At 62.8% G+C, this 25,046-nt stretch carries 23 protein-coding genes; 6 read left to right on the forward strand and 17 right to left on the reverse strand.

Translation table 11 applies throughout. The features are described from left to right. Positions 1-95 precede the first annotated feature (95 nt). Positions 96-590, reverse strand: coding sequence for a nucleoside deaminase (locus F3Y30_RS00745; protein ID WP_203424702.1), 495 nt, complete (start codon positions 588-590; stop codon positions 96-98). A gap of 233 nt (positions 591-823) precedes the next feature. Beyond that, entirely contained in the window at positions 824-1,591 is a 768-nt protein-coding gene (locus tag F3Y30_RS00750; protein ID WP_203424703.1) for a hypothetical protein, read from the reverse strand. Positions 1,592-1,919: 328 nt separating this feature from the next. On the opposite strand from F3Y30_RS00750, the gene F3Y30_RS26105 reads away from it, so the two are divergent. The 3 genes from F3Y30_RS26105 to F3Y30_RS00760 are packed head-to-tail and all read left to right on the forward strand — an operon-like array spanning position 1,920 to position 6,657. After that, positions 1,920-3,995, forward strand: a complete 2,076-nt coding sequence (locus F3Y30_RS26105; RefSeq protein ID WP_246752829.1) for a hypothetical protein — start codon at positions 1,920-1,922, stop codon at positions 3,993-3,995. After that, positions 3,920-6,418, forward strand: coding sequence for a CHAT domain-containing protein (locus F3Y30_RS00755; protein WP_246753009.1), 2,499 nt, complete (start codon positions 3,920-3,922; stop codon positions 6,416-6,418). The genes F3Y30_RS26105 and F3Y30_RS00755 overlap by 76 nt, the downstream gene beginning before the upstream one ends. Next, positions 6,376-6,657, forward strand: a complete 282-nt coding sequence (locus F3Y30_RS00760; RefSeq protein WP_203424704.1) for a hypothetical protein — start codon at positions 6,376-6,378, stop codon at positions 6,655-6,657. The genes F3Y30_RS00755 and F3Y30_RS00760 overlap by 43 nt, the downstream gene beginning before the upstream one ends. Before the next feature lie 52 nt (positions 6,658-6,709). Here the strand turns inward: F3Y30_RS00760 and F3Y30_RS00765 are convergent, their stop codons facing one another. The 4 genes from F3Y30_RS00765 to F3Y30_RS00780 form a co-directional block, all read right to left on the reverse strand. Next, positions 6,710-7,735 (reverse strand): ABC transporter permease, encoded by a 1,026-nt coding sequence (locus F3Y30_RS00765; RefSeq protein WP_203424705.1) that lies wholly within the window; start codon positions 7,733-7,735, stop codon positions 6,710-6,712. Between the two features lie 43 nt (positions 7,736-7,778). Next, entirely contained in the window at positions 7,779-9,320 is a 1,542-nt protein-coding gene (locus F3Y30_RS00770; RefSeq protein ID WP_203424706.1) for a sugar ABC transporter ATP-binding protein, read from the reverse strand. Between the two features lie 72 nt (positions 9,321-9,392). Continuing rightward, positions 9,393-10,358, reverse strand: coding sequence for a sugar-binding protein (locus F3Y30_RS00775; protein ID WP_203424707.1), 966 nt, complete (start codon positions 10,356-10,358; stop codon positions 9,393-9,395). Between the two features lie 229 nt (positions 10,359-10,587). After that, a complete protein-coding gene (locus F3Y30_RS00780; RefSeq protein WP_203424708.1) occupies positions 10,588-11,358 on the reverse strand; it encodes a glucose 1-dehydrogenase in 771 nt (256 codons plus the stop codon). A gap of 193 nt (positions 11,359-11,551) precedes the next feature. Between F3Y30_RS00780 and F3Y30_RS00785 the strand changes: the two genes are divergently transcribed. After that, the gene (locus tag F3Y30_RS00785; protein WP_203424709.1) at positions 11,552-11,851 is read left to right on the forward strand and encodes a hypothetical protein; all 300 of its coding nucleotides are present in this window, start codon (positions 11,552-11,554) and stop codon (positions 11,849-11,851) included. 220 nt (positions 11,852-12,071) lie between these two features. Here F3Y30_RS00785 and F3Y30_RS00790 read toward each other — a convergent pair whose 3' ends face one another. The 5 genes from F3Y30_RS00790 to F3Y30_RS00805 form a co-directional block, all read right to left on the reverse strand. Next, the gene (locus tag F3Y30_RS00790) at positions 12,072-13,004 is read right to left on the reverse strand and encodes an ABC transporter permease (RefSeq protein ID WP_203424710.1); all 933 of its coding nucleotides are present in this window, start codon (positions 13,002-13,004) and stop codon (positions 12,072-12,074) included. Between the two features lie 15 nt (positions 13,005-13,019). Next, entirely contained in the window at positions 13,020-14,111 is a 1,092-nt protein-coding gene (locus F3Y30_RS00795) for an ABC transporter permease (protein ID WP_203424711.1), read from the reverse strand. Beyond that, the gene (locus F3Y30_RS26110) at positions 14,108-14,650 is read right to left on the reverse strand and encodes a hypothetical protein (protein WP_246752830.1); all 543 of its coding nucleotides are present in this window, start codon (positions 14,648-14,650) and stop codon (positions 14,108-14,110) included. Before F3Y30_RS26110 ends, F3Y30_RS00795 begins: the two co-directional genes overlap by 4 nt. 26 nt (positions 14,651-14,676) lie before the next feature. Further along, positions 14,677-15,678 carry an ATP-binding cassette domain-containing protein gene (locus F3Y30_RS26115; protein ID WP_246752831.1) on the reverse strand — a complete coding sequence of 334 codons (1,002 nt, stop codon included), beginning with the start codon at positions 15,676-15,678 and terminating at the stop codon, positions 14,677-14,679. Positions 15,679-15,755: 77 nt separating this feature from the next. Next, positions 15,756-16,799 (reverse strand): BMP family protein, encoded by a 1,044-nt coding sequence (locus F3Y30_RS00805; RefSeq protein ID WP_203424712.1) that lies wholly within the window; start codon positions 16,797-16,799, stop codon positions 15,756-15,758. Between the two features lie 90 nt (positions 16,800-16,889). Here F3Y30_RS00805 and F3Y30_RS00810 point away from each other — a divergent pair, with 90 nt between their 5' ends. Both F3Y30_RS00810 and F3Y30_RS00815 read left to right on the forward strand, forming a co-directional pair. Beyond that, a complete protein-coding gene (locus F3Y30_RS00810; RefSeq protein WP_203424713.1) occupies positions 16,890-17,294 on the forward strand; it encodes a hypothetical protein in 405 nt (134 codons plus the stop codon). A gap of 276 nt (positions 17,295-17,570) precedes the next feature. Further along, a complete protein-coding gene (locus F3Y30_RS00815) occupies positions 17,571-18,338 on the forward strand; it encodes an SDR family oxidoreductase (protein WP_203424714.1) in 768 nt (255 codons plus the stop codon). A 177-nt stretch (positions 18,339-18,515) separates the two neighbouring features. On the opposite strand, the gene F3Y30_RS00820 is transcribed toward F3Y30_RS00815, so the two are convergent. The 6 genes from F3Y30_RS00820 to F3Y30_RS00845 all read right to left on the reverse strand — a co-directional run bounded on the left by F3Y30_RS00820 (position 18,516) and on the right by F3Y30_RS00845 (position 24,873). Beyond that, positions 18,516-19,187: a GntR family transcriptional regulator gene (locus tag F3Y30_RS00820; protein ID WP_246752832.1), complete on the reverse strand. Its 672-nt coding sequence runs from the start codon at positions 19,185-19,187 to the stop codon at positions 18,516-18,518. 576 nt (positions 19,188-19,763) lie between these two features. Beyond that, positions 19,764-20,942 (reverse strand): alanine--glyoxylate aminotransferase family protein, encoded by a 1,179-nt coding sequence (locus tag F3Y30_RS00825; RefSeq protein ID WP_203424715.1) that lies wholly within the window; start codon positions 20,940-20,942, stop codon positions 19,764-19,766. Then, positions 20,939-22,318: an MmgE/PrpD family protein gene (locus F3Y30_RS00830; protein ID WP_203424716.1), complete on the reverse strand. Its 1,380-nt coding sequence runs from the start codon at positions 22,316-22,318 to the stop codon at positions 20,939-20,941. Before F3Y30_RS00830 ends, F3Y30_RS00825 begins: the two co-directional genes overlap by 4 nt. A gap of 1 nt (position 22,319) precedes the next feature. Continuing rightward, the gene (locus F3Y30_RS00835; RefSeq protein WP_203424717.1) at positions 22,320-23,216 is read right to left on the reverse strand and encodes an NAD(P)-dependent oxidoreductase; all 897 of its coding nucleotides are present in this window, start codon (positions 23,214-23,216) and stop codon (positions 22,320-22,322) included. Between the two features lie 29 nt (positions 23,217-23,245). Beyond that, entirely contained in the window at positions 23,246-24,028 is a 783-nt protein-coding gene (locus F3Y30_RS00840) for an SDR family NAD(P)-dependent oxidoreductase (RefSeq protein ID WP_203424718.1), read from the reverse strand. After that, positions 24,025-24,873, reverse strand: a complete 849-nt coding sequence (locus F3Y30_RS00845) for an N-acyl homoserine lactonase family protein (protein WP_203424719.1) — start codon at positions 24,871-24,873, stop codon at positions 24,025-24,027. The genes F3Y30_RS00840 and F3Y30_RS00845 overlap by 4 nt, the downstream gene beginning before the upstream one ends. Between the last annotated feature and the right edge of the window lie 173 nt (positions 24,874-25,046).

Raw genomic sequence — 25,046 nt, forward strand, 5'->3', positions numbered from 1 at the left:
GCCTTTCACGAACGGACATGACTGGATCATGCACCTGGCCTGCTTTCAAGCCGAAAGCGGGCCTCTCAGCTAGAGCAGCCCTCTTGCGGTACGACCTAGCGGCGAGACCAGTATTCTTCGTGGAGTTCCGCCGCCTCGTCCACAAGCATGGGACCGACGACTTCCGTTGGGCGCTGACCGGCGGCGAACACCGTACGGCTGGGGAGATCGAGCGTCGGATTTTCCTCGCTTGGGCCTATCAGTTGCTTCATCTCGCTCTCGGACAGGCCAAACACGACGCGTCCTATCCCCGCCCAGTAGATCGCGCCTGAGCACATGGCGCATGGCTCCGCGGATGTGTACATCGTGCATCCGGCAAGAAACTCCAGATCGTAGGCCTTGCCGGCGCGCGTGGCGAGAAGCTTCTCCGCGTGGGCCGTGCGGTCGCCACCTTCTGCACTGTAGCCGTTGCACTGTTCCAGCAAGACATTGCCATCCTTGTCGGCGAGAATTGAACCGAATGGATGGTCCCCGCCCTCGCGCGAACGCCGCGCCACCTCGAAGGCCTTCCGCAAGAGTGACTCGTCATAGGGCCGGTTGGTGCTTGCCATTGTGTGAGCTCCCGAGAACGATCGCTGTATATCGATCAATCCATGCTTTCCCGCGCAAGGTGCAGGGAATTGAACTTCTCCGCAATATGGAAAGTCGCCGGATATCCAGCGCAGGCAATCTGGCCTTCGCCGGATGACCAGGTATCAAAGATCAAGTGTGCGGCGCCGGCCACGTTGCCGGCCCGCCTTCCGATGTCATAGGCCGATGCGCCGTTGTTCGGCTGAATTCTGACCTAGATCGTCAGAGCCGCGATGTAGCTTTTCTGGTAGTCGACCACCTTTTGCGCCACGAGCGACCGCAAGGCAGCAAGTTGCTCGCGGTCCACCGAAACCTTGCCGGAAGAGTGCCGGAGGGTGACGTCCGAGGAGCGGAACTTGAAGAAGAGGATCTGGGTCAGGTTCGAACGCGCCTCGAGGTTGAAGGCCATGACGGAGAGTATTGTCGCGTCTCCTTCCGCCGGCTCGGCGACCGATATCTGGAACCGGCCAGCGCGTGCACCTTGGCTTTCCCGCTGGAAGAGCGTGAACCACGGTTCGTCACTCGTGTCCGCCATCGCGGAGAGGGTTGACTGCACCAGGGCATATGCGCCGGCAGCCGGTCCGAACACGGTCGCGGCGACCTGCAGCACCGCCTTGTGTGCTTCGAAATTATCTCCGCTCTCGGTGTACTCGGAGAAGCCGCGTTCCTGGGCGACCCAGCCGAGGTGGGTGAGCGTGTCGAAGTAGACGTTGTACCACGCCTCCACCTCTTCACGCGCGGGCACCTGCTTCGTGGCGGCGAGTTGAGAAAGGAGCGTGCACTTGCTGATGTCTCCCCTCAGGTCCGCCGAAATCCCCTTTGCAAAGGAAATGATGTCGGAACCGACGACAATGGCCTGCTCGCTCTCGGACTTCAGTTGATCGAGTACCGTCGGTTCGCCCCCGCCCCGGGTCGACCGTTTCGGCGCCGCCGGCAGCTCCAGTGCCTCCACGAATAGGTGGTCGTTGTCGAACTTGCCCATTGGTCGCCCTCCATCCCACTGTACGCGCATCGACGGCACGGCGATGCCTTGCATGACAATACGCGGCGAAAGGTGGCCGCTCAATGCCGATTGAATTTTGTCATGTGCAGCTCCGGGTGTAGCATCGGGATCGGGCTCCCTCTTCATCGCTAAATTCGGACGGCCAGTTTCTCGTGCGGCCGATCCCTCCGCGGGGCGCCGCTATGGATGTTCGGCACGTGATCTCGAAAGGCGACGCGGCTTCGCGATGTGTCCGCCTCTCCCCGTATCACGATGCACTGGTTGCGTCCCCCCGTCGTCTCCTGCCAGGGCACAAGGAGGCAGAAACATGCGGTATCCTGAGAACCGAGCCGGACAGGTCTGGGTCGAGCAGTACTTCGCAGCACTCGCAGAGTTCTTTCAATCGGGGAGAGAGGATGGCGCAGCGCTCGCACGCGCGGCTCAGTCACTTGCCCATCTGCTCCAGCGCGCGCCGACCTACGCAGCAGAGACGCGGCAACTGGCCGCCCAGTTCGTCATGGCGAACTGGAATGCCGGGTGGCCGGAGGTCATCGTGGACGCGGTCCGCACGGGCATGGACGCCGATATCATTTCGCCAGAGCTGAGAGCGGTGCCGGCACCGGCCGCACTTCTTCATATCTGCATGGCCGAAGCCCGGAACCTCGACGGCGAACGGCTGCTCGGGCTGCAAAGCCTCGGTCGCGCCCTTAATCGCCTGGAGGAGGCGGCCGAGGACGACCTCTTGGCGCTCTTCCTTCGTGGACGTGCCCTGGTGCTGCGCGGCGAGCTCCAGGAAATCGGTCGGGAGCAGGTGCGGGCGCTCGAAGATTTCCGCGCCGCCGAATCCGTGCTTGCGCCGCTCGTGGAGGACCAGAACGCAACCTCTGCAATCGCAGACGCATGGATCCTCCAGATCTTCGGACCGAAGGACGACGGATCGCTGGCCGGCCAGACCGACGGCATGGCCGCAATGGCGCTCCATCAGTTCAACGACAGCTTCGTCCGGTCGCTGATGGGGATCTTTCGGACCGACCCGAACACGCCCGATGGGGGCATGCTGTCAAAGTTGAAGGAGAGGATCCAGACCTATGGCCTGGGGACAGCGGTCAACCCGATCCTGATGCTGCCGGCCCTGTCGCGGCTTGATCCCGGGACAAGCGTGGAGATCGGCTCCTTCCTCGCCCACGCAGCGGCGGAGGCCCCCGGCAGGTTGACGGTAGGCGCGATGTCGGAAGGACTGGCTCCTGAGTTGCGGTCTCTCGTGGAAAAGTTCGCTCAGTCCAAGGTCGATCCCGCGATCGCCGCTCTCTGGGAACTCGTCACGAAGATCGCGAAAGCGAGGGGCATCGCACGCGCAGGCGACAGGAGCACGGCGGTCGAACTCCTGAATGCGACGTTCCGACAGACCTTTGAAACCCCCACCTCGGCGGTCGGGAAGGCGCTCGCGATCGGCGAACTTGCCCGGGAGGTGATAGTCGCGGCGCAGGACGAGGATTTCGCGGACTCGATGTGCGATCTCTTTTTCCTTGTGTTCGAGGCCGCGTGGAGGGCGGATCCCGAGGCGTTCCGCGATCTCAGGTTCCGCAGTCAGTTTGATGAGGCGATCGCCGCGGTGGCGGGCCGGCGGTTGGAGCGGGAGAGGGTCGAGACAGAGCAGGATCTGCTGAGCCTGTCGGTTCTGCTGGACCTCCTGCGGGTGACCGACATGCCGTCGGTTCTCGGGCTTTCGGACGAGGCACCCTTCGAAACGCCGAACGCGGAACTGCGCGCAGGCTTTGCACTGCTCGGAAACACGCTGTCGCGCACCGTCGACGGGGTTGCCGAACGCTTCGGGACTGTGGCGGTCATCACGCACGACGTGACGCCGACGGAGGGGTTCCTGATACTCGTCACCGAGGACGGCATCGAGGTGGCGCGAAAGGACGCTGCTCTGGCGAAGGCTTTCGAAAACCTCGACGGCGCCATCGTCTATGCGCCTGAGGCCCCGCAGGAGGACAAGTCGGCCTTCGACCCCGTGCGCCGCCCCGCAGAAGCGGTCTGGCAGGCGCTTCCACCGGCCGTGCGCAACGCGATCGCTGGCGCGGATGTCCTTCACGTGGCGCCCGATTTTCGCAGCACCGACACGTCGGAACCATGGGAGATGATCCATGACGGGAAGGACTATCTTCTGAACTCGACCATCGTGATCCGGCATGGATCGCTGAGGCAGATGGCACGCACCTTCGACACGAGGTCTGCGCGAAGACGGAAGAACCGGGCGCTCATCGTGGCGGCCCTCACGGCATTCCGGAACGTCCCCTGCCGACCGCTGAGGGGGAACAGGAAAGCATCGGCACGCTTCTTCGAGACCGCAAAGTCGATGCGCCCGCGATCTCGGAGAGCCGGCTCGGCGCCGACTTCCTGACCGATCGCCTGCCGTGGGTCGACGCCGTCCACGTTGCGGCCCACGGCGAATGGGCTGTGGGCACCGAGTATCTTGTCCTCTCGCCGAAGGACCGCCTGACGGTCGACGATCTGCTCGCCCGGCATCGCCGGTCCGTGCCCTTCGTCTACCTGAATACCTGCGAGCTCGGCCGCACGCGATATGTCGGCGGCGGACAGGCACGGGGTCTGGCCTACACGCTCGCCGAACTCGGAGCGCCGGCTGTCGTGGCCAACACCGCAGCGGTGCTGGATGAAATGTCTGCCGAGGTTGCCGTTGCATTCTATGAACACGCGCTTGAACTTCCGGTGGGCGAGGCCCTTCTTGCGGCGCGCCGGGAGGCGACGAGGACGTGGCATCCGGCCCTCGTTTCAAGCGTCATTCTCTTCGGGGATGCCGATCACTCTATCTTTGGTGAGGAGGACGTCGACGAGCCCGATGTCGCGGGCGAGTTTCTCGACGCCTATTTCGACGGGCGGGATGCAGCGGCGCGTCTGAAGACGTTGGACGACGCCGACCTGATCGATGCGATCGTGAATGGTGGGCCGCGGGAGCGGGCGGCGCTCGATCTCGTCAATGGCTTCTCCAAGGTCACGCCCGAGACCCCCTATGAAGGCCGGATCGAAGAGATCGGCCATGCCATCGCCTTGGCGGACGAACTGCACCATCCCTGCGCCATGGCCATGCTTCGGTTCGTGCGCGCGTCGCACGCGATGGATGTCCCGGACGAAAGCAACACGAGGCGCTGGATCGACGATGCGATTGCCCATATCGACGCCGTGGACAACGGTAACAGGATCTGGGCGCAGGCCTTGACCAGGATGCGCGCGGCCGTGCGCCGGGATCGTATGGAAAAGCAGGGGCTGCAGGTGCAGCACCACGGCCCCCCTGACGATTCCGGAGTGCTCGACGCGGTGCTAGACATCAAGCTCGCGGTGGCACAGGCACAGGAGGAAGAGCGCCGGCCGGTCGAGCAACGGGATATCGAGGAGGATGTCGAAGACGTCCTCTGGAACGCCGTGGTCGCAGGCCACCCCAACCGCTTTGAAGATACCTCCGAGGCAAGCGACTACGCGGCGGTCGTGACGCGCAAGCTCGTAGCCATGGGTGCGTTCAAAGACACGGACTTCGAACGTGCGCACCCGATGATGACCGCGCTCCTCTGCTGGCTCTGGTCTCGCCAGGACACCACTTTCCTGTCTTCGGAAATGGTGAAGGGCCAGGCCGGCACGCTTGCCGTGATGGTAGCAGACATTGCAGACGGGGCGATCGCCGCGGGCGACGAGCCATGGCGGCAGGATGTCCTCGGCTTCGATTCCGAAGTGGCTGCTGTCCTCTCCGAGCTGGAGAAAGTGCCATGGGAGCGTGCGCACGAGGAAATCCCCCGACGTCTCGAGGCACTCGGTGCGCGAGCGGTGGCGATCCTTGACGAGGTGGCGAAGGCGTCGCCCGATGCCCTCGCCTGGTCCGCCGCATACGTCTCGGGTGTCCTTGCGACGCGCAACCGCTTCTCTGTGCTCGAGTGCGAGGACTATCTCTACGAAGGGATGGTGGCTGCGCACCGAAGCGTGGACGGGGGCAACGAGGGTCGCTTCTGGCGCTACCTCATGGATGGCTTCAGGACAGTGCGCGAGAAGGAGCCGGACGAACTGGAGCGGTGGCGGATGGAAGGTCTCGCAGCGCGCGCGCCCGATAGTGACGAAGAGGACGATGACAACGACATGGAGGGTGCGATGACCGACGGGGAAGAAGATGAAAGCGATTTGGAGGGCGTTGAACCGGAAAGCAAAGCGGCCGGTCCAAAGCTCAGCCGCGAGGAACGTGAGGCCCGGATCCGGGACCTTCTCGATCAGCCGCCCACCGGGATCGACAACCTTCCGGAGGGTTTGCTGGCCCTGATCATCGACGAGAGCTACCTGCCTGTCCTCGAGGAAAGCCTCGATGCTGACGCCCCGCTCACGATGATCTGCAACGCGGTAAAGGCGATCGCACTCTGCGCGGACTGGGGATGGGATCATCGCGAGATCGTCTCGCCCGACACCTCGATACCTCGGCTGGTTGCGCTCTACGAGGCGACAGGGAGCCGGCGGGTTCGCCTCCACGTCATCGACGCGCTCTTCAACTTCGCGCCAACCGACCTCCCGCTTTCTTTCCTGATCGACCGGCTGGCCAAGGATCCTGTCCCGCTGAAGGCGAGGATCCTTGCGAGCATGCAGTTCATTCTCGATCGCCCCTATCTCAAGGACACGATTCACGAGGGCGTGCTCCCGCTGCTCCATAGCTTCTGCAAGGAACCGCTCAGAACCAGTGTCTACACGGAAGAAATGATGGGAGAGATGGACTACCGCCACTGGGTCTTCCGGTGCATACGCGCCGTGGGGACGAGAGCTCGGTCCCGATCATAGAAGAATACCTGGACACGCACGACTGGCCGATCGATACGCTCGCCGAGGCCGCTCACGCGCACTGGCAGATCACGCATTCGCTGAAGTACCTGTCGGTTCTCAGGGAAGCGAAGAAACAAGGTGCGGCGGGCAACACCGAAAGTGCGCTGAAGGAGATGGAAAAGCTCTCCCGGGGGCAGAAAGGCAAGACGACCGCACGGAAGACCGGCGACCACCGCAAACCAACGGCACCGCACTAGCAGCTGCAGGGTTCGCTGAGAGCTGCCTTACCCGCTGGTCGCACCCACCGGGCTAGTCGTGATTGGCGACCACCGGGACTGTCGCCTCGTCCGGAGCGCGGGTTTCGGTCTGCCGGGCGGCGGAGACGAGGCGACGCTGCGCGCGGATCGCGTTCCATTGCTGGTCGATCAGGACGCCAATGAGGATCACGCCACCCATAACGGCGAAATTCAGCGACGAGGGGATGCCAAGCAGATTGACGAGGTTCTGCAACTCCTGGAGCAGCACCGTTCCGAGCACGACGCCAACGATCGATCCCTCGCCGCCGCGCAGCGAAAAGCCGCCGAGCACGGCGGCGGCAATCGCGTAGAGTTCATAGAACTGCCCATGGCTCGCCGGCGAGATCGAGCGTGTGTACATGGCGAAATAGATCGCCGAAAGCGCCGTCAGCAGTCCGCAGATAATATAGGCCGACATCACCATCCGGCCGGTGCGGATACCGGAATAGCGGGCCGCCTCCTCGTTCTTGCCGATTGCGTAAAGATATCGCCCAAAGACGGAGCGATGCAGCACCACCCACATGACCACGGAAATGATGACGAGCGCGATGAAGGTATTGGGAACGCCGTAGAACCGCCCGGCGGTCAGGAATTCAAGGTCCGGAAAATTTTGGCCGAATGCAAAACCCGCCGTTCCGTCGGCCGTGTAGAAGCGCGCCGCCCCGCGATAGATCAGGAGGCCGCAGAGGGTGACGACGAAGGGTTGCAGGTTCAGCCGGGTGATCAGCCAGCCGTGAATGGCACCGATAACCGCGCCGAGCACCAGGATGAGTGGCAGCGCCAGCATCCATGACATGTCCTGGACCGCGATGAAATCGATGAACAGCACGCCGAGAAGCGCGACGAGCGAACCCACGGAAAGTTCGATGCCGCCGGTAATGATGACGAAGGCCTGGCCGATTGACAGGATGCCGAAGAGGCCGATCAGGTTGGCGGTATTCGCCAGGTTGATGGGCAGTAGGAAGCGCGGGTTTATGATGGCGACGACGATGCCGACGACGACGATCAAAATCAGCAGTCCGAGATCTTTCTTGATCATTCGAGATCCATTCCCCGATACCTGACTATATGGCCGCAGCCGCCTATTTTACGCGTTTGCCGACGGCAAGCAAAAGCACGCTTTCCTGACTGAACTCGTCTTCATCGAGAATACCGGCGATCTGGCCCTCATGCATCACGGCAATGCGGTCGGAAACGCCGATCACCTCTTCCATGTCGCTCGAGATCATCAGGATCGCGACACCCGCATCGGCAAGCGCCCGCATCAGCCCGTAGATCTCGTTCTTCGCGCCGATATCGATGCCGCGTGTCGGTTCGTCGAAGATCATCACCTTCGGCCTCATCGACAGCCATTTGGCAAGCACCACCTTCTGCTGGTTGCCGCCGGACAGAGTGCCGGTGCGGGTCGAAACGGATGGCGCCTTGATGCCGAGGCGAACACGCTGCTTCTCGGCCGCCGCCGTCTCCCGCTCGGCGGAAAGCATGAAGTGGCTGGCGAGCATGGGGAGATCGGCAAGGCTTATGTTCTGGGCGATCGGGAAATCGAGAAGAATGCCGTTGCGCTTGCGATCCTCCGGCACGAGGAAAATGCCGCGAGCAACGGCGTCCCGCGCTGACCGGATCGCCACTTCCTGTCCGTCCTGCAGAACAGTTCCGCCGTAACTCCGGTCGATGCCGAAGAGTACCCTTGCGAGCTCCGTGCGGCCCGAGCCGACGAGACCCGCAAGCCCCATGATTTCTCCATACCTGATTTCAAGATCAACGGGGTGGCCGGGATAGGCCGCAGTGCGCACGCCGCTTGCCTTCAGCGCAACGGAACCGGGCAAGCGCTGCGGCTTTGCCGTCCGGGCCGCAAGCACCCGGCCGATCATCAGCTTGACCATCTGGTCGTGGCCGATGTCCTTCCTGGCGAGCGTGCCCACAAGCGCGCCATCTCGAAGTACGACGACCCGGTCGGCCACACGCTCGACCTCGTGGAGGCGATGCGAGATGAAAATGACGCTTATTCCATCCGCCTTCAGCGATTTGATGATGCTGAGCAGCCGCTCGGTTTCCGCCAGTGGGAGGCTGGAAGTGGGCTCGTCGAAGATGACGAGCCTCGCGTTGATGGACAGCGCCTTGGCGATTTCCACCATCTGCTGCTCGGCGAGCGAAAGCGACGCCACGGGTGTGTCGGCGGAAAAATGCGCGCCCACACGCTTCAGGAGCGGCTTCACCATGTCCCTTAGCCGATCGCGATCGACGAGCTTGAAAGGTCCCGCCTTGAGCGGTTCGCGCCCCAGGAAGATATTGGCGGCGACGTCGAGATTCTCAAAGAGATTGAGTTCCTGATGCACGAAGGCGATGCCGGACGCGATGCTCGATTCTACAGTGAGGTAACGAAGCTCTGCTCCGTCCAGCAGGATCGTGCCCCGATCGGGTGCGATCACGCCGCCGAGAATTTTCATCAACGTCGATTTTCCAGCCCCGTTTTCGCCGACAAGGCCTATGACCTCGCCTCGCACGATCTCCATCGAGAGATCATCGAGGGCAACGACGCCTGGATAGGTCTTGCCAACGCCGGAAAGGGAAAGGAACGGCGTTGGGCGCGCGTCCGGTGACGGAATGTCGGGGCTATGATTCATCGCCTGCCCATCAAAATACTGTCGGCGTGCTCCTTTCGCGGCAGCGGCGAGTGCCGCCGCCGCGAAGGCAGGTTATTTACCAGCCATGGCCTTCAGGTTGGCAGCATACTTGTCCACGTCATCCTTGCCGATGATCACGGTGGGGATGATGATCAGGCCGTCGGCGGGAACGCCTGACTTGTCCCCCTTGAGGTAAGCGGCCATGAGTTTCATACCCTGGTAGGCCCATTCGAACGGCTGCTGTACGACGGTCGCGGCGACAGTGCCTTCCTTGACGCCGCCGAGCGTGATCGGGTCGTCATCAAAGCCGACGACGGTGATCTGGCCAAGTTTGCCTGCGTCGCGCAGCGCCTCGTAGATGCGCGGGGTGTTGTAGGAGTAGAAGCCGACCATGCAGGTCAGGTCGGGGTTCGCCACCAGCGCGTCCTCGACGTTCTTCTTGGCGCGGGTCTGGTCGATATCGTCACCGCGGACATCGACAAGCTCGATCTTGGTGCCCTTGAGCCCCTCCTTCATGCCTTCGATGCGTTCGCGGGCATTATCGGCGCCCAGCAGACCGACGAAGCCCATGCACTTGCCGCCATCCGGCATCGCCTTCTTGGCGATCTCGGCGGCCTGCTTGCCGGCGTCGACGTTCGAGGAACCGATATAGGCGACGCGGTTGGTCTTCGGTGCGTCGCTGTCGGTGGTGAAGAGAGCCGTCTGCGAACCGATCTTGTTGAGGCCGTCCGTCTGGGTCTTGGGATCGACGGCGGAAACCATGATCCCCTTGACGCCGGCGCTGACGAGGTCCTCCATGAGACGCTGCTGAATGGCGACAGCCGCCTGCTCAGGATACTTCAGCTCCATGATGTAGTCAGGCATTTCGCCCTGCGCCTTCTTCACCCCCGCCTCGGCGGCTTTCCAGAAGTCGGACGCGCCGTTGACGACGAATGCGAGTGTCGGCTTGTCGTCGGCATGGGATGCAGCCAACGGTGCCGCACTCAGCACCAACCCGGCAATGAACAAGGCTGCATTCTTACGTTTCAGCTGTTTCATGATACGCCTCCCGAGGGCCGCGGTTGCGAGGGCCCGTTCGCGACTTGCGGCCGGCCGGATGCGCGCCCCCTCCAAGGGCTCGTCGTCGAGCGACGTGTGGCATGGGTGCCGATCGCTCCTCGACGGTATACCAGAATCTTAATTAGTAAATAGTACTATGAATGTAGATCCGAACATGTTGAGGCCGGTCAATCCGCCCGCGGCGGCGCACAAGGCCTGCGCCCCGGCCTCAGGCGACGGACCATCCACCGTCCACCAGCAGGTTCGCGCCGGTGATCAGGCTCGCAGCAGGTGAAGCAAGGAAGACGACCGCACCCACCACATCATCGGTTTCCCCGATCCGGCCGAGCGGAATGTGATCGAGCGTGGCCTTGCGGTTGTCGGCATCGGATAGAAAAGGGGCTGTACCATCCGTGTGGATGAACGTCGGCGATACGGTATTCACGGTGACGTTGTAGCGTGCCCATTCGGCTGCAAGGCAGCGCGTGAGATGATTGATAGCCGCCGTGCTCATGCAATAGATTGCCTCGCCGCGCAGCGCCACCGTACCGGCCTGCGAGCTGATGCTGATGATCCGGCCCCCATTGCACCCGATCATGTGACGGCCAACCGCCTGCGTCATCAGGAAGGTGCCCTTGATGTTGACATCGAGTATCGCGTCGAGGTCCTTCTCCTCCACGAGTTCCGCGAGATTGCCCGGAGCCACCCCGACATTGTTGACGAGGACGTCGATCCGACCGAACGTGGCAAGCGCCGCGTCGACGGCTTGCGCGATATGGACCTTGTTGGGAATGTCCAGTTCGACGGGAAGAACTCTTCGTCCCGCGCCCTCGAGTTCGGCGACGAGGCCCGCCGACGCTGCGACATCGCGGACGCCCAGGACAATATCGGAGCCCGCTGCGGCACAGGCAAGTGCGCAAGCCCGACCGATGCCACGGCTCGCGCCGGTCACCAAAGTCACCTTGCCCTCAAGGCTGAAGTTCGGCGCAGTGTTCTGCATCGTGATACCTCCCTCGACGAAGCTCATTTATGGCAGTGTCGGCGTACGGATGCCAGTTCTTCCGAGCATGCTTGGGGCGTCCCCTTGACCAGTGGCCGATCCCACCGGCGTCGGTGGATTGTACAAAGTTTGGGTTGACCGCATTCGAGGGCAAGGTGACACTCCAACCCTCAGCAAGGGAGGAGAAGAAACGATGGACGAGCCAGACCGGTGGCGCCACATGGCCAGCGCGCCGAAAGACGGCAGTCGGATCCTCGTCACCATCCGCCCATCCGAACAGGGGCCGGCGGAAGTTGACCTCGCATATTGGTCGAATGGCGATCGGTTCGGCGCAGAAGGCTGGCGTGCCTCCGATTCCTCCCCAGGCCGTATCATTGCATATGCCGAGCCGGAGCTGAGGTGCTGGATGCCGATGCCATCGGTTGGCCGCGCCTTCACGCCCGCTCCCTGGGAAGGCGAAGACGCCGAGGAACTCGACGGGTCGGGAATCTAGCGCGCCTTCCCCTTGCCAGAACACCAGCCTATGGATCAGCACTCGAGCAGTGTGTCGTGATCACGAGGGCAGCCGCGACGCGCTCTAGGAGCGGTCTCGGGGCCTGATCGGAATTGACCACGGCGAGCCGTAAGGTTCGCCGCTTGGGCATTTCCGGGACGATTGGACTTCCCCGCAATGCCGGCAGGCAACAGCGGCCGGCAGGAGCAATCTTGCCCGGTCAGCGCGCACCACGCACAAAGCTCTCGCCAAGTGCCTGTGGCAGGCTCGCCTTCCGCCCGGCGACGAGCAACACCAACATCACCATCGCAAATGGCAGCATCTGAATGACGTCGGTTGGCACGTTGACGCCCGCGACCTGAAATGCCGTGGCCAGCGAAAGGCTCGCGCCGAACAGGAGGGCTCCTCCGAGGACCCAGAGCGGACGACCGCGCGCCAGCATGGCAAGGACGATGGCGATGAAACCGTTGCCGTGGCTCATGAACGGGATGAAGACCCCCGCGACCGCGACCGACATGAATGCGCCGCCGAGCCCCGCCAGCGCGCCTGCCGTCAGGACGGCGATGCTGCGCGTGCGCACAACGTCCACGCCCATCGCGTCAAGTGCGGCCGGCTTGTCCCCTGCGGCCTGCAGGACGGAGCCGAGATGGGTCATGCGGTATATCCAGGCGAACAGCGCGACACAGGCTATCGCCAGATAGACGATCGGGTTGTGGTTGAAGAGAATGGGCCCGACGACGGGGATCTCCGAAAGCGGCCATATCGGCCATTTCGAGACGCCGTCCAGGCGCGGATAGCTGCGGGAAAATTGCACGAAGTGCAGGAGCGCGGTGAGACCCTGCACCGCAAGGGTCAAGGCGATGCCGATCACGATCTGGTTGAGACCCAGGCGCACGCAGAACAGCACCATGAAGGCTGCAATGAAGGCGCCGCCCGCGGCGCCGCCGATGAACCCCAGCCCCGCGGAGCCGCTGGCCCAGGCCGCAAGAAAGCCGGCATAGGCTCCAGCGAGAATCATGCCCTCAAGGCCGATGTTGAGCACGCCTGCCTTTTCGGAGAGCTGCTCCCCGAGGCCCGCCAGCAGAAGCGGAGTTCCCGCCGCAATTGCTCCGAGAAACAGAGTGATGACGAAACTTTCGGTGAATAGCGACATGTACTGACCTTTTACTCAGAGCTTTGCCCGGTACTGCCGGTGCTTGTCCATGTATTCCGCGAGCGCCAGGGTGATCAGCAGCAGCGCGACGATGACGAGCGAGAAAAAGCTCGGCACCCCGAGCCGCCGGGCGGCGCTCTCGCTACCGATGGTGAGCGCGGAAAACAGGAACACATAGGCGATGGAGCCGAAGCCGTTCAGACGGGCCAGGAAAACCAGCGGCACGACAGTCAGGCTGTAGGCCGGGTTCCAATCGGCGCGTACATTGCCCTGGGTGCCCAGAATGTCCACGGCGCCCGACAGCCCCGCCAGACCCGCCGAAATGGCGAACACCGCTATGGTCAGCTTCGGCACCGACAGGCCTGCATGAACCGCGGCGCGCGGGTTGGCCCCCACGACACGCAGCTTCATGCCGAAGGAGGTGCGCGTCATCATCAGATGCACCGCGACGATGACGACGAGGCCGATGATCAGGCCGGACGAAACCGTCGTGTCGAAGAGTTTCGGCAGGCGCGCGTCCACCGGCAGCGTACGGGTCTGCGGCGTCGTCGTGGCCGGGTCGAGGAAGGCGAGCTTGACCAGCACATTGGCGAGCGACACGCCGAGAAAGCTCATCATGAGCGTCGTGATGATCTCGTTGATGCCGTGCCAGGCTTTCAGGAGGGCCGGCACCACGCCCCACAGCGCCCCGATCACAACACCGACGATCAGTCCGATCAGCAGGTTGAGCCAGATCGGCACGCCGGAATCGAACATCAGAGGGGTCGTCGCGGCCACGATGACGGCTGCCAGCAGGAACTGCCCATCGCCGCCGAGATTCCAGATACCCGCCCGGAACGCGACAATGAGGCTGGCCGCAATCAGGAGAAACGGTCCCATTCTTGTCAGCGTCGCCGCCAGGCCGGAAGGCGACAGAATGGCGCGCTCGACCACATAGACGTAGTAGCTCAACGGGTTGACGCCCATCGCCAGAAGAATGAGTCCGCCGAGCGCGAGGGCGGCGACGAGCGGCGCGAGGCTGACGCCCAGCATCCTGCCCCATGCCGGAAGAACACTTCGCCCGGAGGAATTTTCCATGCTGACGGCGTTGGCTTGTGGATCGCTCATTCTTCTTCTCCGGTACTCATCAGACGGCCGATCGCATCGCGCGCTCCTGCTCCATTCTGAACCGCGCCCAGCAATTTGCCCCTGTCGATGACGGTGATCCGGTCTGCAAGTTCCAGGAGCTCGTCGAGATCGGTGGAAATCAGCAGGACCGCCTTGCCGGCATCGGCGGCGTCGCGGATGCGCTGGCGTGTGGCACGAATATTCTTCACGTCGAGACCATAAGTCGGCTTGGCGAAGATCACCGCCTCAGCCGCGCCTGTCAGTTCGCGGGCCAGCAGGACTTTCTGGATATTGCCGCCCGAAAGCGTTCCCACCGGTGTTTGAATATCGGGCGTGCGAATATCGAAACTGCGAACATGTTCGGCAGCCTGCGCATTGATCGCCTTCGGCTTTTCCAGGCCCCGGCGCCAGAAGGGCGCGGCGCCGATATCCTTCAGCAGAAAATTGGTGGCGACCGCGAAGGCGCCCACCGTTCCTTCGCCGAGGCGATCGTCGGTCACATAGCGCAGCCCCGCGATGCGGCGCGCACCGACAGGCAAAGTCCCGATCTCCGTGTCGTGCAGCCTTACGCTGCCCGACGAGGGTGTCTGGCCCGAGAGAGCCTCGGCGAGTTCCTTCTGACCGTTGCCATCGATCCCGCGATGCCCAGGATTTCTCCCGAGCGCAGGGTGAAGGAGATCGCGTTCAACGGGATACGCCCTGCCCCGGAGCTGAGATTCGCGACTTCCAGGACGACCGGTCCGAGATCCCGCGGCGCGCGCGGCTGATCGTTGCCGTTGCCGACCGCCGATTGACCGAACATCAGCCCGATGATGTTGGCCGTGTTCTGTTCGTCCGATTGTGCCCGAAGCTCCTGCGGGCTGATGGCCCCTGCATTCCGACCGAGTCGCAGGACCGAAATCCGGTCACCATAGGCCAGCGCCTCGTTCAGCTTGTGCGTGATGAAAATGACCGCGAGCCCGCCGGCCGCGAGCCGGCGCATCAATTCGCCGAGAGCGACCGCCTCGTGCGGGGTCAGCATGGCGGTGGCTTCATCGAGGATCAGACAGCGGCTGCCGCGCATCAGCGCCCGCAGTATTTCGACCTGCTGGCGCTCGCCGAGCGAAAGGCTCGAGACGAGGGCGAAGGGATCGACCCTCAGGCCCACGCGTTCCGCGGTTTCATGAATGCGCTTGGCGACGCCGCTTCGATCCGGCTTGCGCCACCAGACGCCATCGAGTGTGAAATTGTCCACGACCGTCAGGCTCGGCACCAGCATGGAATGCTGAAAGACCGTGCCTATTCCCAAGGACAGGGCCTGACGGGGGGAGGTTATGGTGACGGCCGCCTCATCGACCTCGATCGCCCCTTCATCCGGCTGCTGCAGGCCCGAGAGCATACCGACAAGGGTGGATTTTCCGGCGCCATTTTCGCCGAGCAGAACATGCACTTCGCCGGGCCAGATATCGATGTTGACGTTATTGTTGGCGATGACGCCGGGAAAACGTTTGGTTACGCCGCGCAGACCGATGAACGGCCTCGCGGACGCATGTGACGGAGAGGCTGCCGCCTCGATTGTCGCCTGCATCTCATTATCCTTCATGGAACGTCCATCTCGCCGCATGCCCGGAGCATGCGGCGAGACAGCTATCGGAGCAGGATGGCTCAGTCGGCGCTGACGGTCTTTACCAGCGCGTGAACGCTGTCAGCGTCGAACTTGGGCTCGACCTTGATCTTGCCGGAGACGACGTCCGCCCGAAGCGCTTCGATTTCGGCCCAGATGTTGTCGGGAACGTTAGCCGTCTTCAGCAGACGCAGGCTGCCGTCATCGAGCTTGATGTTGTAGTTCTGGCTACCGAACTTCCCGTCCTTGAGATCCTTGATCATCGCGCCATAGACCGGCGTCAGATCCCAGATGACCGACGACAGCAGGTGGCCCTTGTCGATGGACGTTTTGTCACCGATCACGTCGATGAAATAGGCTTTTCCGCCGTCGGTGGCAGGCGTGGTTTCCACGGCCTGCAACATGCCGAAGCTCGAGCCGTTGCCCTGGCCGAAGATGATATCCGCACCCGAAGCGATGACCGTTTCGGTTACGCGCTTGCCGCCGGCCGCATCCGCATAGGCAGCCGGTCCGATAACCGCGTAGCGAACTTCGACCGCCGGGTTTTCCGCCTTCACGCCCTGGGCGAAGGCGACCGACATGTTGTTCCACGACGGCGGTTCGCCCGAGACGACGATGCCGACGACCTTGGTGCGGGACATCTTGGCAGCCAGGCGGCCGGCAAGGTAGGAGCCGTCGCTGCCCGCTGCGGTGTAGTCGGCAACCTTGCCGGCGGCCAGCTTGTCGGGGCTATCGACGATTGCGACCGGGACGCCCAGTTCTTCGCCGATTTCCGGTGCAGCGGTGTTGTAGCCGGAGGCATGGGCGATGAGGAGGTCGGCACCGTCTTCGGCCAACTCGCGCAGGGTGGGACGCACGTCCCCGTAGCCGAGATTTTCGGCGACGATCACCTTGACGCCTGCAGCTTCCCCGGCGGCCTTGGCGGCATCCACGCCCTGCTGGTTCCAGCCCATGTCGGTGCCCATCTCCGGAGCCAGGATCGCGATAGAATCCAGATCTTCGGCCGATGCGAATCCAGCAACACCTCCGCAGATTGCCAGTGCAATTGCGAAACGGCTGACGGACGACTTAATATTTATCCTCATTTTATTGTTCCCATTTTCGATTGTTGTTGACCACTATTTGAAGTCTGTTTAAATTTTACTTGAAAGTAAAATCGAAAAACTGGATTTGATATGAGACTTCACCTCCTTTTTATTTCCGCCTCTCTTGCCATGGCTTGTTCCGCAACGGCCTCCGCAGCCACACAATCGCTGGACTTCGCGGTTGAGAATACGGGCGAGACAACGTTGGCCTGCAGCGCCGCCATCGCACACTGGTTTTCCGCCGATCTCGGAGAAATCGCTCCCGGCGCAAATCTTTCGTTCAGCCTCGGTATCGATGTTGATTCCGGCACCGTTTTCCAGATGAATGCGGTCGGCAACAAAATGGCGGTGCAGCGAGTCTGGTGTGGCCACAAGGGCGACGACTGGCGAACGAGAGAAGAGATACCGCTGGAACGCCGGGCTGGCGTGGTTCCCGAGGCGGTGCACCTGCGCTGCGCGGCAGAAGGGGACAAGACCCGCTGCTCGGCGCCGTAGCCGCCTTCGCGGCGCGGTGTCCGCCGTCTTGCGTCGCGCGACAAGCGACCGCCCTTTTCGTCTGGGGCGGGGTGGCAGCGCAAGAAATCAAAGATTGCCTGGAAACCCATAGCCATGTTCTCGATTGACAGCGTGAGAATACGATAGCATGATCATACCGTAATACAATAATGAAAAAACTTGATCGACGCGAATTTTGGAGTTCGCGACATACCACGATGATTTTAAAAGGAAATTTTGTAAATCATCGTCGCTGCATTCGAGAGGAAACAGGAAATGCGTACTGCAATTGTCACCGGGGCCAGCCGCGGATTGGGGCGGGCTTTCGCGATAGGACTGGCGAAGGACGGGTTCGCGCTGAGCCTTTGCGCACGCGATGCGGCCGCACTGGAAGAAACCGCCGAAATGGCCCGCGCCGCCGGCTCGCCCAAAGTCGTCATCATCGCCGCCGATCTTTCAAAGTCTGGCGTTGCCGAGGAGATCGTCAGCGAGACGCTTGAGGCGACCGGTCGCATCGACGCGTTGATCAACAATGCCGGCGCGACCAAGCGCGGCGACTTCCTCACCCTGACGGAGGAGGATTTTCAGGAAGGCTTCGCACTCAAGTTCCATGCGACGGTGCGTTTCTGCAGGGCGGCCTGGCCGGCGCTTTCCGAAAGCAAGGGTGTGATCGTCAACATTTCCGGCGTCGGCGCGCATACGCCCGAACCGGACTTCACCATCGGCGGCTCGGTCAATTCCGCACTGATCAATTTCACCAAGGCGATCGCGAAGCGCGCGCGCAACACCGGGATGAGGATCAATACGCTCTGCCCCGGCCATATCGTCACGGACCGGCTTGCCCGGCGCATTGAAACCCTTGCCCGCGAACGGAATATTTCACTTGAGGCCGCACGCGAGGAAATGCGCCTGGATCATGGCATCCAGCGCTTTGCCGATCCCGAGGAAGTGGCAAACGTCGTCCGGTTTCTCTGCAGCCCTGCGGCTTCCTATGTCCATGGGACAGTGATCAACGTGGATGGCGGAGCCACGCCGGGGATCTGATCCCCGGCTCTCGGACGGTTCTTAGGAAGTAGTTTAAGGAGGGGCCGGCCTGCTCGAACAGAGCAGGCGGATCGCTCTGAAACCGGCGCCGTCTTGCTCGGGCGCCATACGATATCCTTCGTCTGCCGCGTCGGAGCACTTCGGCCGGGCCTTGAAGGTCCGAGCCGAACCGGTCGGTCAGTTCTCGCCTTCTTCGGCCAGGCGCTCACGCAGAATGGCAATCGCCGTCTTTCCCGCGTTCATCACATGGCGTGCCGCCGCCTTGCGGGCTTCCTTGCCTCGCCGGGCGGCCAGGTGGCCAACCACTTCCTCGAGTTCTTCAAGGCTTTCGCGCGTTCTGCCGGGCGCACCGAGCGATGTTGCGCGCAACACCATGACCCGCGCATTCAGCGAAGACAGCGTATGCCCCAGCGCCTCGTTATGGGCGCCGAAGATCAGGCAATCGTAAAAGGCATTCTTCGCGGTCAGACGCTCCAGCGGATCCGTGATCTGCTCCCCGCGCTTCAGAACCTCGAAAGCCGCCTTCAGCGCCTCGATATCGCCATCGGTCGCATTGCGGGCAAACAGTTCGCAGGCCAGGCCCTCGAGCTCGACGCGCACCTGATAGATGCCTTCGGCCTGCTCCGGCATGAGGCGCGCTACAATCGGTCCGCGATGCGGCACGACCTGTACGAGGCCTTCGCTTTCCAGCTGGCGAAGTGCTTCGCGAACGGCCGTTCGGCTGACGCCGGTCATTTCGCAGAGATCTCGCTCCGTGATGCGCTCTCCAGCCTTGAAATAGCCGATCGCGATCGAATTGCGGATGCTTTCGGTTACGCTGTGGCGGACCGGGGCTGCAGCCTTAACCACTTTAAAATCAATGGGTGGGGTTCTCCCATGCATAGGCTTGACCATCCGTTTTCTCCCCGCTTGCGATACGGGTTCGATAATACCGTATTATTATACGGGAAACGCCTGTTTTGAAAGCGCTAGATTACACTCGGTGCCTGTTTGGGATGCAAAGTCGTACTCTTTCTGACACGTGCTTGCGAATATTATAGCCGCTTTTGTTCGTTCGCCCTGATCTTGCGCCCGTTAACAGGATCGGCGCGCATGGTGTCAGGGACGGTTGGAAAGAAGCGAGGATCCGAAGCAGATCCAGATGAACCAAGATCAGAAAGACCTGGACATCGTGGCGATCCGACTCGAAGAAAGAATCACACTATGACGACACGGATCGACAACGGCAACTGGTTGTGCCGAAAGAACGTAAGCGCCTCCGTCTCCTGGTCAATTCACAGAGTTGCTCGCGATTGTATATCTTTATCTTGATGCCGAACGAGTCTTCTTGTCGCCTGAGGTGTGGTGCCCGTCCACATCCTTCCGGAAAAGAGTTTCATTTCCGGAAGGATGGGAATTCCTGCCTTTAGGAACGAAACATCATGGTTATGCCTCGTCTATGACAGACATTGCTTGGGCCACGCCGGCCCCGACATCAATTCCCTTTGCGCCGGCGGCCTTCAGTCCACCCGCGATGGCCGCGACTGATATGAGCGAATAGGTCGGCCGCGCTGTCGGTCCCATGTGGCCGATGCGTGTCAGCTTGCCGAGCGTCTCGGCCCGGCCTGACGAGAACACCACGCCGTATCGCTCGCGAATGGACGCGCGCAGCTTCGCTTCGTCGATACCCTCGGGGATGGCGACTGCCGTGCAGGTCGGCGAGGAAATCGCTTCGCTTGCGGCCCACAGCTTGAGGCCTGCGGCCTGTATGCCTGCCCGGCACGCCTTGGCCGTCAGCGCATGGCGCGCCCAGACCGCCTCCTCGCCTTCCTCCAAATAGAGATCGAGTGCCGCATCGAGTGCATTGATCTCCGAGACAGAGGGTGTGAACGGGAACGGTTGGCCGGCCTCATGGGCGCGCTTCCAGTCGCTGATCGACAGGATCGAAGCACGTGGCGCATCGGGATTGGCCGCGATCTTCTCCCAGGCCGCTTCGCTGACATGCAGGAGAGACAGTCCCGGCGGGCAGCCGAGGCACTTGTTCGGGCCTGTCACGAAGATGTCGGCACAGGAGGTTTCAGGAAGGACCTCCATTCCCCCGAAGGCCGAGACGGAATCCACGATGAGGAATTTTCCGGCTGCCCTCACGACCGCGCCGATCTCCGCCACCGGATTGACGGTGCCCGACGGCGTATCGTGGTGGCAAAGCGACACGACTGCGATATCCGGGCGCTTCTTCAGCATGTCGGCGACGGCGTCGGCAGTCAGCGCCTCGTTGTAGGGCACTTCCAGTTCCACCAGTTCCTTTGCATAGCGCGCTGCCCAATAGCCGAAGCCCTTCCCGTAGACGCCTGAAACGAGATTGAGCACCACGTCATTCTTCGCGATCAGCGAGGCGGCGGCGGCTTCCAGCCCCAGAACCGGTTCGCCCTGCAGGATCACCGGCGGCGTTTTGGTGTGGAAGGCCCGCTGGACCTTGGCATTCACGGCCTCGTAGTGGGCGAGGAAGGCCGGATCATAGTCGTAGAGCACCGGCCGGGACAGCGCCCGTAGCACGGCCGGATAGGCATCGACCGGGCCGGTCGTCAGCGTGAAGATGGGATCTGCGAATGTCGTGCTGCTCATGACGGTGATTCCCCCTGTTCGTCACGATAATTGGTCTGTGTTGCGCGCAGGAAGGCTGCGCCATCGGCCGCGCCCTCGATGTTTGCAAGGGCGGCAATCAGCGCGTCGCCATCCAGCGGGAGGCGACGCCATTCTATCTGCGTGCGAAATTTTCCGGCGAGGTCGGCATCGCTCATCGGGTGATCGAGCCCGCCCGCGGCGGCGGCCACATGGTGCAAGACCGCGCTTCCGTCGGTCAGGCGCAGGCGGACCTCCACGGCGTCCAGTCGATAGGTGGGATCGTCGCGGAAGAGGAGCTTGTCGCCGAAGGCCCGCAGTTGCGGATCGGCAACCGCCTCGTCGGAAAAGGCTGCCAGATCGGCTCGGCCGCGCAGCAGGCTGACCGCGACCGCGTGCTGGGCGCTGACCTGCGCCAGCCTGCCCGAGGTCACGCCCGGCCGATCCGTGCGCTGGCGCAGGAGCGGATGCCCGGTAAGTTCCACCGAAGCGATATCGGCCGCGTCGAAGCCACCCCTGGCATGGAGGGCCAGGCAGGCCTCGATCACGGGGTTGAGCACGACGCCGCAAGGATAGGGCTTGAAGGTGTTGTTCAGGATCTCCCAGCGCGTGCCGAGTTCTCCGGTCAGCGCGGCATGGTCTGGCGCATCGGAATGAAGGGCAAGAAATCCGCGTTGGCCCTCGAGCGGCGCTTCGGGGCCGGTATACCCATCCGCCGCCAGCAGCGCCGCCATCAGGCCGCCCCGCGCAGCTTGGCCGACCGAGAGGCTTTTCGACATGGTGCCCAGCGTCTCGACCGACCCCGCCCCCTGCGCCAGCGCGTGTCCCAGAGCGTCGACGAGCTGCTGGGGAGACAAGCCCAGGAGCCGTCCTGCCGCCATGGCGGCACCGAAGACGCCGCAGGTCGATGTGATATGCCAGCCGCGCGCATAGTGGACCGGATGAACCGCATTCCCCAGCCGGCAGGTGATCTCCATGCCGAGCACGAGCGCTTCGATCAGCGCATCTCCGCCGACCGGGCGCCCCCTGGATGCCAGTGTCTCCGCCAGCGCCAGGAGAGCGGGCGCGACGGGTGCCGAAGGGTGGATCACCGTCGGGATATGCGTGTCGTCGTTGTCGAAGATGTTGGCCGAAGCCGCATTGATATAGGCGGCCCAGAGCATGTCGCCCCGCTCCGGCCGACCGATCAGCGTTGCCGTCGCCGGACCGGAAAAGACCGGTAGCAGGGCCGCCAGTTTGTCGATCGCCGTTTCGCCCGAACCGCCGATGGCCGTGCCGACCATGTTGAGCAGGGAACGTCGCCCGGCCGCGCGTACCCCCTCGGGCAGCGCAGGCGGACGATGTACGAATTCGGCGAGCGTGGCGCTGAGATCGGCCATGTCAGGCGCCGGCGGCCTTGCCGCGCACCTCGGCGCCGGCCCACTGTTCGAGCGGGCGGATGATCGCGGTCATGTCTGCCTCCGGACCAAGGTCGGCCTTGGTAATCGAGAAGAGCATGCGCACGGCGTTGCCGACCAGCATCGGCACGCCGAGCCGATCCGCCTCTTCAAGGCAAAGCCTGATGTCCTTGAGCGACAGTCCGATAGCGAAGCCGAAATCAAAGCTGCGGGGAAGAACAAAGCGCGGAATCTTGTCGACGCTCGCCGACGTGCGGCCGGAGCCCGCATTGAGCACTTCGATCATGACGTCGGCATCGAGGCCCGCCTTGGCACCCATCACCATCGCTTCCGAAGTGATCGCCAGCGCGGCGGCCGAGCAAATGTTGTTGATGAGCTTCATCACCTGGGCCTTTCCGGGCTCCTCGGCGACGCGGATCACCTTGCCGAGCGCAAGAAGCATTGGCTCCACCACCGCAAAATGCGCGGATGGCCCGGCGGCCATGAGGGCCAGGGTGCCCTTCGTCGCGCCTGCGACGCCGCCAGAAACCGGGCTGTCGATCACGGCAATCCCGGCTGCAGACAGGATCTCCGCGAAATCCATTTCGGCCTTTGGTCCGGTCGTGGACAGATCGACCACGCGCTTCACGACGCCGGGGTTTGCCGCGATGCTCCGGCCCACGGCAATAACGACCTCGGGTGTCGGCAGGGAGAGGAAGATCGTTTCGACCCTTCCGGTCATTTCGGCGATGCTTTCGGCGGCGTGCGCTCCAGCCGCGGTCAGGGCTGCGACCGCCGCTTCGGCACGGTCGTTCACAACGAGCTTGTGGCCGGCACCGATCAGGCGCTCCGCCATCGGGCGCCCCATATTGCCAAGGCCTACAAAACCGATTTCAGTCATTCCACTCTCCTGTTATCGCGGCCACGCCCTCAGGCGAACGACCAGCCGTTGTCCACCGGGATGGCCGCGCCGTTGATTCCCTCGCTGGCGGGGCCGCAAAGGAACTGCGCAAGCGCCGTCACCGTCTCCATCGGAATAAACTTCCCGCCCGGCTGCCGGGTGGAAAGGAAAAGGCTCGTCGCCTCCTCGCTGCTCACTCCCTTTTCGGCCGCCAGCGTCTCGATGCGCGCAAGCGCCGAATCCGTTGCCATCAGGCCGGGGCATATCGCGTTGCAGGTGATGCGTGTGGCGGCGAGTTCGAGCGCGACGGTGCGCGTGAGGCCGATCATTGCGTGCTTGGTGGTGACGTAGTCGGCCCGTCCTGCGAGCGCGATCAGACTGTAGACCGAAGCCATGTTGATGATTCGCCCCCAGCCCCGCTCCCGCATGCTTGGAAGGCAGGAACGTATCAGTCGGAAAGGAGCGGAAAGATTGACCTCCAGCGCCCGATCCCAGTCCGGGTCACCAAGCGCCTCCACCGGCGACATTTTGCGAATGACGGCGTTGTTGACGAGAATGTCGATCCCGCCGAGATGCCTTTCTGCCTCAGTGGCGAGACTGTCTGCCGCGCCTTCCCTGGAAAGGTCGATTTCGAGCGCGCCTACGCGCCGGCCGGTTTCCGCTTCCAATGTGGCCGCCGCATCCGTCACGCCGGGCAGGATGTCCGTCAGGAATACCCGGTCTCCCGCCTTGGCAAAGGTTCGCGCCAGTTCCAGTCCCAGGCCGAGGGCCGAGCCGGTGATCAAGACGCCACGTCCGGCACCGGTCCTCATCGCGACAACTCCTCCCATGAGAGTTTCGGCTGCCTGTCCAGTCGAACGACGATGCCTTCCAGTGCGCTCGATGGTGCCGGATAGGCGCGCATCACCGCCGGATCGTGCCCCGGTACGATGTGATCGAGGCTGGGAGCGAGTTCGGCCAGCCGCGAATAGCCGCGAATGAGAGCGGCTTCGTCAAACAGGACGGGAAAGGGATTGCGCCGCTCCATATTGGCGTAGAAATGCGTGGCGTCGGAGGCCAAAACCACCCATCCGCGCTCGGTGAAGACCCGAATGACCTGCAATCCCGCGCTATGACCGGGAACCGCGTGCAGCCAGAAACCCGGCGCGATCTCCCTGTCTCCTCGGTGGAACTCGATTCGCCCGGCATAGAGGCTTCGGATGTAGGCGACGATGTTCTCGACGTCGAACGGTGCGCGCGCCTTGGGGTCGCACATGCAGGGTCCCGTGGCGTGCCCGGCCTCGTCGACCTGAAGGTGAAAGCGCGCCGCCGGAAAGGCGCCCAGCGTTCCCGCGTGATCATAGTGAAGGTGCGTCAGAACCACCTGCGGCACCTCGCGCGCGTCGACGCCGAGAAGCGCAAGCGCCTCCGCTGGGTCGCGCAATAGCGTACGTCCACGTGCCTTGGCGGCATCCGCGCCGAAACCGGTATCGATGACGATAACCTCCTCGCCGCGGCGCGCGAGCCAGACATAGTAGTCGAGATCTGCGCCCGATTCATGCGGGTCCGCATGGAGGAAATTGTCCTTGGCGGCCCGGCCTGCGTGGGTGGCGTAGCGCAGAGCGTAAAGCTCGAAAGGCACTATTTCTGCGTCAGGCGTTGCGGCCGGATCCACCATGATCGTTCCAACTCTTGAGCCCGCATCTGCATCCGGCTCGCTTTCAGTATGACCGTAATCTTGTCATACAATCTATTGACAGGTCAAGTCTGGCATGTCTAGATTTGAGGCAATCAGAACGGCAAGGCTCTGAACTCGACAACCGCCGGACTGCCCACCTTAACGGAGAGATG

Source organism: Sinorhizobium sp. BG8, from assembly GCF_016864555.1.
Taxonomy (GTDB): domain Bacteria; phylum Pseudomonadota; class Alphaproteobacteria; order Rhizobiales; family Rhizobiaceae; genus BG8.

Coding starts and splice junctions, on each gene's coding strand:
- F3Y30_RS00745 (WP_203424702.1), bottom strand. CDS start 590: ATGGCAAGCACCAACCGGCCCTATGACGAGTCACTCTTGCGGAAGGCC.
- F3Y30_RS00750 (WP_203424703.1), bottom strand. CDS start 1,591: ATGGGCAAGTTCGACAACGACCACCTATTCGTGGAGGCACTGGAGCTG.
- F3Y30_RS26105 (WP_246752829.1), top strand. CDS start 1,920: ATGCGGTATCCTGAGAACCGAGCCGGACAGGTCTGGGTCGAGCAGTAC.
- F3Y30_RS00765 (WP_203424705.1), bottom strand. CDS start 7,735: ATGATCAAGAAAGATCTCGGACTGCTGATTTTGATCGTCGTCGTCGGC.
- F3Y30_RS00770 (WP_203424706.1), bottom strand. CDS start 9,320: ATGAATCATAGCCCCGACATTCCGTCACCGGACGCGCGCCCAACGCCG.
- F3Y30_RS00775 (WP_203424707.1), bottom strand. CDS start 10,358: ATGAAACAGCTGAAACGTAAGAATGCAGCCTTGTTCATTGCCGGGTTG.
- F3Y30_RS00780 (WP_203424708.1), bottom strand. CDS start 11,358: ATGCAGAACACTGCGCCGAACTTCAGCCTTGAGGGCAAGGTGACTTTG.
- F3Y30_RS00785 (WP_203424709.1), top strand. CDS start 11,552: ATGGACGAGCCAGACCGGTGGCGCCACATGGCCAGCGCGCCGAAAGAC.
- F3Y30_RS00790 (WP_203424710.1), bottom strand. CDS start 13,004: ATGTCGCTATTCACCGAAAGTTTCGTCATCACTCTGTTTCTCGGAGCA.
- F3Y30_RS00795 (WP_203424711.1), bottom strand. CDS start 14,111: ATGAGCGATCCACAAGCCAACGCCGTCAGCATGGAAAATTCCTCCGGG.
- F3Y30_RS26115 (WP_246752831.1), bottom strand. CDS start 15,678: ATGCAGGCGACAATCGAGGCGGCAGCCTCTCCGTCACATGCGTCCGCG.
- F3Y30_RS00805 (WP_203424712.1), bottom strand. CDS start 16,799: ATGAGGATAAATATTAAGTCGTCCGTCAGCCGTTTCGCAATTGCACTG.
- F3Y30_RS00810 (WP_203424713.1), top strand. CDS start 16,890: ATGAGACTTCACCTCCTTTTTATTTCCGCCTCTCTTGCCATGGCTTGT.
- F3Y30_RS00815 (WP_203424714.1), top strand. CDS start 17,571: ATGCGTACTGCAATTGTCACCGGGGCCAGCCGCGGATTGGGGCGGGCT.
- F3Y30_RS00825 (WP_203424715.1), bottom strand. CDS start 20,942: ATGAGCAGCACGACATTCGCAGATCCCATCTTCACGCTGACGACCGGC.
- F3Y30_RS00830 (WP_203424716.1), bottom strand. CDS start 22,318: ATGGCCGATCTCAGCGCCACGCTCGCCGAATTCGTACATCGTCCGCCT.
- F3Y30_RS00835 (WP_203424717.1), bottom strand. CDS start 23,216: ATGACTGAAATCGGTTTTGTAGGCCTTGGCAATATGGGGCGCCCGATG.
- F3Y30_RS00840 (WP_203424718.1), bottom strand. CDS start 24,028: ATGAGGACCGGTGCCGGACGTGGCGTCTTGATCACCGGCTCGGCCCTC.
- F3Y30_RS00845 (WP_203424719.1), bottom strand. CDS start 24,873: ATGGTGGATCCGGCCGCAACGCCTGACGCAGAAATAGTGCCTTTCGAG.